Annotated in this window: 5 protein-coding genes, 1 pseudogene and 2 riboswitches; of the genes and pseudogenes, 5 read left to right on the top strand and 1 reads right to left on the bottom strand. The window is 68.1% G+C overall.

Going from position 1 to position 8026, the window contains the following annotated elements; genetic code table 11:
* Nucleotides 1-75: 75 nt before the first annotated feature.
* A complete protein-coding gene (locus AC1DZQ_RS22355; RefSeq protein ID WP_476965551.1) occupies nucleotides 76-1650 on the bottom strand; it encodes an MFS transporter in 1575 nt (524 codons plus the stop codon).
* Nucleotides 1651-1717: 67 nt separating this feature from the next.
* Between AC1DZQ_RS22355 and AC1DZQ_RS22350 the strand changes: the two genes are divergently transcribed.
* The 5 genes and pseudogenes from AC1DZQ_RS22350 to AC1DZQ_RS22330 form a co-directional block, all read left to right on the top strand.
* The gene (locus AC1DZQ_RS22350; RefSeq protein ID WP_476965552.1) at nucleotides 1718-2257 is read left to right on the top strand and encodes a TetR/AcrR family transcriptional regulator; all 540 of its coding nucleotides are present in this window, start codon (nucleotides 1718-1720) and stop codon (nucleotides 2255-2257) included.
* Between the two features lie 110 nt (nucleotides 2258-2367).
* A riboswitch (glycine riboswitch) is annotated at nucleotides 2368-2466 on the top strand.
* A 1-nt stretch (nucleotide 2467) separates the two neighbouring features.
* A riboswitch (glycine riboswitch) is annotated at nucleotides 2468-2583 on the top strand.
* 39 nt (nucleotides 2584-2622) lie between these two features.
* Nucleotides 2623-5505 carry an aminomethyl-transferring glycine dehydrogenase gene (gene gcvP / locus AC1DZQ_RS22345; protein WP_476965550.1) on the top strand — a complete coding sequence of 961 codons (2883 nt, stop codon included), beginning with the start codon at nucleotides 2623-2625 and terminating at the stop codon, nucleotides 5503-5505.
* Nucleotides 5506-5517: 12 nt separating this feature from the next.
* Complete coding sequence (gene gcvT / locus AC1DZQ_RS22340; RefSeq protein WP_476965549.1) at nucleotides 5518-6666, top strand: glycine cleavage system aminomethyltransferase GcvT; 1149 nt, start codon at nucleotides 5518-5520, stop codon at nucleotides 6664-6666.
* Nucleotides 6667-7210: 544 nt separating this feature from the next.
* Nucleotides 7211-7594, top strand: coding sequence for a glycine cleavage system protein GcvH (gcvH, locus tag AC1DZQ_RS22335; RefSeq protein WP_476965548.1), 384 nt, complete (start codon nucleotides 7211-7213; stop codon nucleotides 7592-7594).
* A pseudogene (locus AC1DZQ_RS22330) lies at nucleotides 7591-8026 on the top strand (serine hydroxymethyltransferase); the annotation flags it as partial. The gene gcvH and the pseudogene AC1DZQ_RS22330, both read left to right, overlap by 4 nt.

Raw genomic sequence — 8026 nt, 5'->3', positions numbered from 1 at the left:
GGACGCTGCTGTTTTAAGGGCTGGAACGTCTTAGGGGCTGGAACCTCTTGACGCTGACGACGGCGGCCGTGCCCGCTATTTGGCCTTGGGCACCGACCTTAGGACGACGGCGGCGAGGACGCAGGCCCCGGACATCAGGACCAACGCAATTGACGCCGTGACGTGCACGCCAGAGTCGAAGGCGGAGCGTGCGGCCGCTGTCACTGCCTCCGCCAGGGGAGCCGGCAGCATCCGGGCCAGATCCACCGCGCCTGCGAGGGTTTCACCGGCTTGGCGGGTGGCGGCGGCCGGGGCGAGCTCGGACACGCCCGCGGGGAGCCGGAGATTGCCCTGGTAGGAGGCCGTCAGGATCGAGCCCAGGATCGCGGTGCCCAGCAGGGACCCCACTTCATAGCCGGTCTCCGAGATGGCGGCGGCGGCCCCCGACTTGTTGGCGGGCGCAGCGCCCAGGATCAGGTCATTCGAGATCGTTTCCGCGGCACCCACTCCGAGGCAGAGAACCATCAGCGCGGCCAGGAGCAGTGACGGGCCATGGCTGTGGTCGCCGAACGCCACCAGGAAATAGCCCGCCGCGCTCAGCAGCAGACCGCCGGCCACCACAAAACCAGGGCGCACCTTGCGCACCAGCGGGACCACGAGCAGCCCCGCGACGACTGTGGCGATGAGGGCCGGGACCATGGCGACGCCGGAGGCCGAAGGGGACTGGCCCTCCAGCAGCTGCAGATGCTGGGCCAGGAAGAGGATGAAGCCATTGAAGGAGAACAGCGCCAGGACGTTGGCAATGATGGCCGTACTGAAGATTCGGTTGCCAAAGAGGCTGACATCGAGCATCGGCGCGGTGCCCTCCCCGCGGGCAAGTGCGCGCTGCCGCCGGATGAACACATAACCCATGAGCAGGCCGGCACCGATGCTCGCGAAGGCCTCCGGGGCAGGCCCGTGGGTGGCGAGGGTCTTGATCCCGTAGACCACGGGCACCATGACCAGCAGGGACAAGACCATGCTCGGCACGTCCACGCGGCCCGGCTTCGGGTCGCGGGATTCCGGGATCAGTGCAGGGCCGAGCAGCAGCAGGGGCAGGATGATCGGCACCGCGATCAGGAGGACGGCGCCCCACCAGAAATGTTCCACCAGCCAGCCGCCGGCAATCGGGCCCAGGGCGGCGCCGCCGGAGAAGCCAGCGGCCCAGATCGCCACCGCGAGCCTGCGCCGGTTGGGCTGCGGAAAAATGTTCCGGATCAGCGACAGCGTGGACGGCATGAGCATGGCGCCGAACAGGCCAAGCCCGGCGCGGCCGGCGATCAGCCATTCGGCGCTCGGCGCGAACGCCGTCACGGCCGAAACCGCGGCAAAGCCCGCGCTGCCGACGAAGAGCAGCCGGCGCCGGCCGATCCTGTCGCCCAGGCTGCCCATCGCGACCAGGAGTCCGGCCAGGACCAGGGGATAGGCATCGACGATCCAGAGCAGTTCGACGCCGGAGGCGGCCAGGCTGCTGGCGATGGCCGGCAGGGCGAACGTCAGGGCCGTGTTGTCCACGGCCACGAGCAGGACGGGGAACATCAGCAGGGCAAGCGCCACCCAGTCACGCCACGGTGCCCGGGGGTCGGTGGCTGCCGTAGTGCTGGTGGCTGCGGTGATCGATGGAATGCTCATCAACGTAACTATACCGTCTGGACGGTACAGTTAAGAAATGCGCGACAGGACAGGCATGATGGGAGGCATGCCCAGGAAACCCGTCGCCCGCGAGGCCGTCCTCGATGCCTTCGAATCTCTGCTCATCGAAGTCGGTGAACGCGCTGCCACACTGGACGCCGTCGCGCGCCGGGCCGGCGTTTCCAAGGGCGGCCTGCTCTACCACTTCCCGACCAAGGAGGCGATGATCGCGGTCCTGCTCGAACGGCTGGACCGGCATCTGGCTGCGGATGTTGCTGCCATGGGGGAGGCCCCCGAAGGGGCGGCCGCCTACTTCATCAAGTCCTCGGTGTGGGCGGATACCCCCATGGACCGGGTTTTCGTGGCGGCAACGCGGCTCGCCGAGGTGGCGCACGGGGAGACCCTCCGCCGCTTCGCCGCCGCCCAGGCGAGCTGGCTGGAACTGTTGGCGGCCGACGTCGGACCCGCCATGGCGAAGGCCGTCCTGTACATGGGGGACGGACTGTATTTCAACGCCATGCTGGCCCGGGGGCCCGGCGGGCCGCTGCCGGAGGTTGAGGCGGATGTCCGGAGCCTCCTGGCCGCCGTCGAGCGCCTGCGCGGCTGACGCCCGCCGCCCGTAACCTGGGTCCACCGCCGGGAGGGAGTTTGCGGACGCGCGCCCGGCGTAGGACAATAAGAGCTGTGACTGTTGTCACCCCCAATTGAATACGCCTTTGATCTGCGGCGGGAGAGCCCTGCAAGTAGGTACAAGCAGGCGCCGTAGGAGCAAATCCTCCCCAGGAATCTCTCAGGCCCATGTACCGCCGCGGCAAGGCAACTCTGGAAAGTAGCAGGCGTGTCCCGGACGTGCCGTGCTCACCGACGGTGCAAGCGGAGTCCCTGAATCGCAGGCTGCGCGGAAACTCTCAGGTCCAATACAGAGCGGGGAGGAACCCAAATCAATGTGGCGTACCCTGCGCCGCCTGAGTTATGGAGTTCCTTGTGACTGTTACCCCAGCCTCCACGTCCTTCGTTGACCGGCACATTGGCGCCCGCCGCCAGGCCGACGTCGACGCCATGCTGAAGGCTGTCGGCTACGACACCGTCGACGCCCTGGTGGACACCGCCGTTCCGAAGGACATCCGTCAGGACGCCGACCTTGCGCTCGCCGCGGCCCTCAGCGAAGTGGAAGTCCTCGCCGAGCTACGCAAGCTGGCCTCGAAGAACAAGACCGCCGTGCAGATGATCGGCCAGGGCTACTACGACACGCTCACCCCGCCGGTGATCCGCCGCAACATCCTCGAAGCCCCGGCCTGGTACACCGCGTACACGCCCTACCAGCCGGAGATCTCCCAGGGCCGGCTCGAGGCGCTGCTGAACTTCCAGACCATGGTCCAGGACCTGGTCGGCCTGCCGATCGCCAACGCCTCGCTGCTGGACGAAGCCACTGCCGTCGCCGAGGCCGTTCTGATGATGCGCCGCGCCAACAAGAACAAGACGGCCCACGACGGCAAGACCGTCCTCGACGCCGACTGCCTCCCGCAGACCATCGCGATCGTCAAAGGCCGCGCCGAAGCCCTCGGCTTCGAGGTCGAGGTCGCCGACCTCTCCAAGGGCCTGCCCGAGGGCGTCATCAACGGCATCGTCCTGCAGCAGCCGGGCGTTTCCGGCCGCGTGTTCGACCACACCGCCGTGATCGCCGACGCCAAGGAACGCGGCGCCCTCGTCACCGTCGCCGCCGACCTCCTCTCCCTGACGCTCATCACGTCCCCGGGCGAGCAGGGTGCTGACATCGCCGTCGGCTCCGCCCAGCGCTTCGGCGTGCCGCTGTTCTTCGGCGGCCCGCACGCGGCCTACATGGCCGTGCAGAAGGGCCTTGAGCGCTCCATGCCCGGCCGCCTCGTGGGTGTCTCCAAGGACAACGCCGGCGTCCCGGCCTACCGCCTGGCCCTGCAGACCCGCGAGCAGCACATCCGCCGTGAGAAGGCCACCTCCAACATCTGCACCGCCCAGGCCCTGCTGGCCATCGTGGCTTCCTTCTACGCCGTCTACCACGGCCCCGACGGGCTGAAGGCAATCGCCCAGTCGGTCCACGTCCACGCCAAGACCATCGCAGCTTCCCTGAAGGCCGCAGGTTTGGACGTGCTGCACACCTCCTTCTTCGACACCATCACCGTCTCCGTGCCGGGCCGGGCAGCCGAGATCATCGCGGCCGCCGACGCCAAGGGCGTCAACCTGCGCGCCATCGACGGCGACACCGTCGGCATCTCCGCCGATGAGGCCACGACAGTGGACATCGTCGCCGACGTCATCGCCGCTTTCGGCGCGTCGGTGACCGACACGGCTGAAGGGTTCGGCCTGGACCCCGCCGTCGAGCGCACCTCCGACTACCTGCAGCACCCGGTGTTCAACACGCACCGTTCCGAGACCCAGCTGCTGCGCTACATCCGCCGCCTCTCAGACCGTGACCTGGCCCTGGACCGGACCATGATCCCGCTGGGTTCGTGCACCATGAAGCTGAACGCCACGGCCGAGATGGAAGCCATCTCCTGGCCGGAGTTCGCCTCCATCCACCCGTTCGCCCCGGAATCACAGACCGCCGGCTGGCGCGAACTGATCGAGGACCTCGAGGCCCAGCTGACCGAGATCACCGGCTACGACCAGGTCTCGATCCAGCCGAACGCCGGTTCCCAGGGCGAGCTCGCGGGCCTGCTGGCGATCCGCGGCTACCACCTCTCCCGCGGTGACGCCCAGCGCACCGTCTGCCTGATCCCGGCCTCCGCGCACGGCACGAACGCGGCCTCCGCGGTGCTGGCCGGCATGAAGGTCGTGGTGGTGGCCACGGCTTCGGACGGCACGATCGACCACGCGGACCTGACCGCCAAGATCGAGGCGAACAAGGACGCGCTGTCCTGCATCATGATCACCTACCCGTCCACCCACGGGGTGTATGACGCCGACGTCCGCGAGGTCTGCGACGCGATCCACGCCGCCGGGGGCCAGGTCTACATCGACGGCGCCAACCTGAACGCGCTCGTGGGTCTGGCCCAGCCGGGCATGTTTGGCGGCGACGTCTCGCACCTGAACCTGCACAAGACCTTCTGCATCCCGCACGGCGGCGGCGGACCGGGCGTCGGCCCGGTCGCGGCCAAGGCCCACCTCGCCCCGTTCATGCCGGGCAACGCCGCGGACCCGGCCAACGGCGCCGACGGCACCCCGATCTCCGCCTCCCGCTACGGCTCGGCCGGCGTCCTGCCGATCTCCTGGGCCTACGTGAAGCTCATGGGCGGCCGGGGCCTCACCGAGGCCACCAAGTCGGCCCTGCTCGCGSCGAACTACATCGCGGCCCGCCTGAACGACTCCTTCCCGGTGCTCTACACCGGCGAAGGCGGCCTGGTGGCGCACGAGTGCATCCTGGACCTGCGCGAACTCACGGCCAAGACCGGCGTGACGGCCGAGGACGTGGCCAAGCGTCTGATCGACTACGGTTTCCACGCCCCCACCCTCGCGTTCCCGGTGGCCGGCACCCTGATGGTGGAGCCCACCGAATCCGAGGACCTAGGCGAGATCGACCGTTTCATCACGGCCATGGTCGCCATCCGCGCCGAGATCGACCAGGTGGCCCACGGCGATTTCACCGTGGAGCACAGCCCGCTGCGCAACGCACCCCACACCGCCGCCGCCGTCATCAGCACCGACTGGACCCGCGAATACCCGCGTGAGCAGGCCGTATTCCCGGTCCACACGCTCAAGCAGGACAAGTACTTCCCGCCGGTCGGCCGCATCGACGGTGCAGCCGGGGACCGCAACCTGATCTGTTCCTGCCCTCCCCTCGAGGACTTCGAGGACCACTCCGACGACTCCGCCAACTAAGGACAGCCAACGATGACTGAGAACTACACGGCCCTGTACGAAGAGCACAAGAAGCTCGGCGCCTCCTTCACGGACTTCGGCGGCTGGCAGATGCCGCTGAAGTACAGCTCCGAACTCGCCGAGCACCACGCCGTCCGCAAGTCCGCGGGCCTGTTCGACCTTTCCCACATGGGCGAAGTCTGGGTCACCGGCCCCGACGCCGCAGCCTTCCTGGACTACGCCCTCGTGGGCAAGATCTCCGCGATGGCCATTGGCAAGGCCAAGTACTCGCTGATCTGCAACGAGGACGGCGGCATCATCGACGACCTCATCACCTACCGCCGCGCGGCGGGCGCCGACGGCACTGACAAGTTCCTCGTGGTCCCCAACGCCGGCAACGCCAAGGTCGTGGCCGCGGCCCTGGCCGATCGTGCCGTCAACTTCGACGTCACCGTCCAGGACGCGTCCGCCGAGACCTCGCTGATCGCCGTGCAGGGACCCAAGGCCCAGGAGATCCTGCTCCGCCTGGTCCCCGCCGCGCAGCACGAGCTCGTCACCGGCTTGAAGTACTACGCCGCCGTGGACGTCCCGTTCATGTTCGGCGGCGCCAGCCAGGACCTGCTGCTGGCCCGCACGGGCTACACCGGCGAAGACGGCTTCGAGATCTTCGTCGCCAACGACGCCGCCGCAGCCCTTTGGCAGGCGCTCGTCGCCGTCGCCGAAGACGGCGAGCTGACCCCCGCCGGGCTCGCGTCCCGCGACTCGCTCCGCCTCGAGGCCGGCATGCCGCTCTACGGCAACGAGCTCTCGCTCGAGGGCGATCCGTTCGCCGCCGGCCTGGGCCCGGTCGTCGCGCTGTCCAAGGAAGGCGACTTCATCGGTAAGGCCGCCCTCGCCGCCAAGAAAGAATCCGGTGCTGGCGCCACTACGGGCCGCAAACTCGTCGGGCTCAAGGGCCTCGGACGCCGGGCAGGCCGCGGCCACTACCCGGTCCTCAAGGACGGGAACGTCGTCGGCGAAGTCACCTCCGGCCAGCCCAGCCCCACCCTCGGCTACCCGGTCGCGATGGCCTACGTCGACGTCGAGCTCACCGAGCCCGGCACTGCCCTGGACATCGACCTCCGCGGCAAGGCCGAGCCGTTCGAAGTGGTCGCACTGCCTTTCTACAAGCGCGTCAAGTAGTCCCGCGGGGCCCGGGTACCTCAGCGGTACCCGGCTCCGGGACCGGCTAGCCCCAGTTTTCACGCGTGCTCGCTCGTTCCTCGCTTAGACGCACGCTTTCGAAAACCGCGGCCAGCCGGCCCCTCAAGGGCGGCTCACCTTTTAGTACAACCGACCACAAGGGGCCAGCGGGGACCGGCGCCTTCGAAAGCCAAAGGTGCTGGGGGATTAACCGCCTACCGAGGGTTGGCTTGTCACAACCGTGCCCTAGGGCAAGCTCGATCATTGGGGGTTGAGCTTGATGACACCCTTAAAGCCGCGGAGCAGCCAGGCCCTAGAAGAATAAGAAGGGCCACGGGTTCTTTCCGGAGAATGGTTGGCCCCGAAAACTGAACTGGATATTAGCGGCGGGGGCGCGGCATCTGGAAGCGTGCGTCTAAGGGAGCGTCGCGTCCGCCCAGCGGGCGCCTTCGCGACCGAGCACGCGGAAGATGGCGAGTCCCGCCGCGTAACCCAGCCGCAACTGTTGCGGCCCCACGATTTTTCAAACGTAAAGGAAAAACACATGACAAAAGTTGCCCCTGAACTGCAGTACTCCGACGAGCACGAGTGGGTCGCACGGGAGGCCGGGAACGTCGTGTCCATCGGTATCTCCGCCGTCGCCACGGACGCCCTGGGCGACATCGTCTACGTGGACCTGCCCGAGGTCGGCTCCGCGGTGACCGCGGGGGAGACCTGCGGTGAGGTTGAGTCGACCAAGTCGGTCTCGGACCTCTATGCCCCCGTCACAGGCGAGGTCACCGAAACCAACCCCGCCGTCGTCGACGACCCCTCACTGATCAACAGCGATCCGTACGGTGCCGGCTGGCTGTTCAAGGTCGCCGCCGAATCGGACGGCCCCCTGCTCTCGGCCCAGGAGTACGCGTCCAAGAACGGCGGCGAGCTGTGAGCCCCGCAACGGGAGCGGTCACTACCGCGTTTGAGCAGGTCGTTTCCGCGAGCCTGGACGCGGACCTGTCCGCACTGGATCCGGAGATCGCCGCGAAGATCGACGCCGAGCTCACCCGCCAGCGCGACGGGCTGGAAATGATCGCCTCGGAGAACCACACGGCCAGGGCCGTGATGCAGGCGCAGGGCTCCGTGCTGACCAACAAGTACGCCGAGGGCTACCCGGGCAAGCGCTACTACGGCGGCTGCGAGCACGTTGACGTGATCGAGCAGCTCGCCATCGACCGGGTCAAGGCCCTGTTCGGCGCGGAGTACGCGAACGTCCAGCCGCACTCCGGCGCGCAGGCCAACGCCTCCGTCATGCACGCCCTGATCCGTCCGGGCGACACCATCATGGGCCTGAACCTGGCGCACGGCGGGCACCTGACGCACC

The organism is Arthrobacter sp. P1_C12_2 (assembly GCF_056406415.1).
This window is presented reverse-complemented; position numbering and strand designations above follow the sequence as displayed.